This is a genomic window from Gemmatimonas sp., assembly GCF_044345575.1.
Taxonomy (GTDB): Bacteria; Gemmatimonadota; Gemmatimonadetes; order Gemmatimonadales; family Gemmatimonadaceae; genus Gemmatimonas.
Window position 1 is genome coordinate 1 of record NZ_JBIJAW010000384.1, and the last position, 3,026, is coordinate 3,026.

Genomic DNA, 3,026 nt, shown 5'->3' on the forward strand with positions numbered 1-3,026 from the left:
TACGTGTACGCCACGGCCCGCGAGGAGCGCGCCGCCCGGTTCCTCGACGAGGCCGCGGTGGCCACCGCGCAGGGCGCGGGGCCGCTGCGCACGTACCGTTCGGTCGCCGAGGCTGCAGCGTATCGCCCGAGCACGCACAGCGGCTGGCAGGATCATCCCGATGGCGCCGACCTGTTTCTCGATCGCGATGCCATTCGTGCGCACTTCCCCTGGCTGGCGCCCGACATTTGCGCGGTGCTGCATGCGCGGCGTTGCGGATGGTTCAGCGGACAGCAGCTGGGGATGCTGCTGTTCGAACAGGCACGGGCCGCCGGCGCCTCCCTGCTGGCTGGCCGCGTAGAGCAGGTGCAGTGCGAGGGGGGCCGCGTGACCGGCGTGCGCGTGGCGACGAGCGACGGGCGCGACGTGCAGGTGCACACACCCGTGTTCGTGAACGCCGCGGGCCCATACGCGAAGCAGGTCGGCGCGTTGCTTGGCGTGTCGCTCCCGCTATTCAGCGAAGCGCACTATAAGATCGCGATCGAGGACACGCTCGGCGTGGTCGACCGCAACACCGGCCTCGTGATTCTCGATGACGAGCAGTCGCTCGAGTGGAGCGACGACGAACGCACGGAGCTGGCTGCCGATGACAGCACGCGCTGGCTCACCGAGCCATTACCTGCCGGCATTCACCTCCGCCCGGAGGGATACGGCAGCGCGAAGACGGTGCTCATGCTGTGGGACTATCACAGCGCGCACCGCTTCGATGCGCCGGAGTTCCCGCTCCCCGACGATCCGTTCTATCCCGAAGTCGTGTTGCGCGGCATGACGACGCTCGCGCCGGGGCTGGCTGCCTATCTCGAGCGGTTGCCGCACGCGTATGTCGATGGCGGCTACTACACCAAGACGATCGAGAACCGGCCGCTCGTCGGCCCGCTCGGCGTGGATGGTGCGTACGTGTGCGCCGCGTTCTCCGGCTTTGGCCTCATGGCCGCGCCGGCGGCGGCAGAACTGCTGGCCGCCCAGATCACCGGCGCGCCGCGCCCCTCGTACGAAGAGGCGTTTCTGTTGTCACGGTACGAGGACGCGGCGTATCAGGAAAAGCTCGCGGCCTGGGGCAGCACGGGGCAGCTGTAGGCTGCCCCGTACCTGTCCGCCTACTTCTTCGTCGCTCCCCAGCGCGCTTCGAGCGCCTTGAAGGCGGCGAGGCGATCGCGCGCCGCGGCACGCATGGACGCCGTGGGTGGCGTATCGCTCTGCTGCAGCGCGTCGATGGTGGTGAGATGGGCTCCCTCCACCGCCGTGTACGCCGCGGCGAGTTCCGTCTGCCCCGCCGCCTTCGCTTCAGTGGCACGCGTGCGCGCGAGCAGCAGGGCGTCGTGGAGGGCGACACTCAGGTCGTGCTGCTCCTGTAGCGCCACAACTGGTGTCTTCACCCGCGGGTCCATGCGCACGCTGAAGGGTTTCGTGAGCACCGCGCCGTCCACGGTGAGGCGCACCGTGTAGCGACCGGGCATGACCCATGGGCCTTCGGGTTCGCACTTCGTGTTGTATGGCGTGGCCGAAATGGGCAGCGAGCAGCCGTCGGTGGGGCGGGCATAGTGCAGGTCCCAGGTGAACCGCTGCAGGCCAGCCTTCGCCGAAGGCGCGGCGGCCGGACGGAACCAGTACCAGGGCCAGTTTCCCTGATCGGTGGGCGCCGGCGTGGGATCGCTGCTCGCGTAACGGCGCACGACGCGCCCACTGGCGTTCAGAATGTCGATTTGCACTGACTGCGCGTCACGCGGCAGCCAGTACTCGATCATGGCGCCATCCGGTGGGTTCTGCGCCATCGGCTCGTCGGGCGGTACCGGCGTGTCGGTGTACATGCTGTAGCGCACGCGCGTGGCGGTGGCCGGCGCGAACAGCGTGACGTTCGACGCGGCGTTGGCATCCCACTGCCGCAGTGACGTGATGTTGTCGAGAATCCAGAAGCCACGTCCGTGCGTGCCGACCGCGATATCGTCGTTCTTCACGATGAGATCGCGAATGGAGATGAACGGCATGTTCCGGCGCAGCGGCTGCCAGCTGTCCCCGTCGTTCACCGACACCCACACCTGATGCTCGGTGCCGGCATACAGCAACCCGCGACGCTTGGGATCTTCGCGGATCACGTTGGTGGGCGCGTCGCTGTCCATTCCGGTGGTGATCTCCGTCCACGTCTTGCCGCCATCGCGCGTGCGATAGAGATGCGGGCGCAGGTCATCGAGACGGAACGTGTTCACTGCTGCATACGCGGTGTTCGCGTCGAAGTGCGACGCATCCATGATCGACACCTTCCACCACGGCGCGATCTGCGGCGGCGTGACGTTCTGCCACGACTTGCCGCCGTTGCGTGTGACGTGAATGAGCCCGTCGTCGGTGCCGGCCCAGATGGTGTTGGAGTCCACCGGGCTCGGCGCAATCGTGTACACCACGCCCCGGCGCGTGGGCTTCGCGGCTGGCGTGTCGCGATAGATGCCGACGCTGGCGGGTACGTCCCACGTGGGGCGCGAGAGATCGTCGCTGAGGCGCGTCCATGATTGCCCGCCGTTCACCGTCTGCCACACCACGTTGGTGCCGTAGTACAGCTTTTTCGGGTTGATGGGCGAGAAGAGGATGGGCATCGTGCGGATGCCGCGGAAATAATCCGGGCCGTTGCCGGCGGCGCGTCGCCCAATGCCCGCGTTGGGGCTCACGTCCTGCGTTTGTCCCGTACGACGATCGAAGCGGGTGACCGTGCCGCCGTAGTAGATGTTCGGATCGAGCGGATCGGGCGCGACGTAGCTGTATTCGCTCGCACCCACCGGTCGCCAGTCGCGATAGCCGATGCTTCCGTCGTTGCCGCGGCTCGCCACGCACGCCGAACCCGACTCCTGCTGGCCACCGCACACGTTGTATGGCCAGCTGTAGTCGGCAGTCACATGATAGAACTGCGCGGTGGGCTGGTTGTACCACGAACTCCACGTGCTGCCACCATTCACCGTGATCACGGCGCCCTGGTCGGCCACGAGCAGCATGACATCGGG

At 67.4% G+C, this 3,026-nt stretch carries 1 protein-coding gene and 1 pseudogene; one reads left to right on the forward strand and one right to left on the reverse strand.

The genetic code is table 11. The features are described 5' to 3' along the window. On the forward strand, window positions 1–1,116 hold a 1,116-nt coding region (locus ACIQ6O_RS15500), incomplete at its 5' end, for an NAD(P)/FAD-dependent oxidoreductase (protein ID WP_396208681.1). A gap of 20 nt (window positions 1,117–1,136) precedes the next feature. Here ACIQ6O_RS15500 and ACIQ6O_RS15505 read toward each other — a convergent pair. Then, a pseudogene (locus tag ACIQ6O_RS15505) lies at window positions 1,137–3,026 on the reverse strand (glycoside hydrolase); the annotation flags it as partial.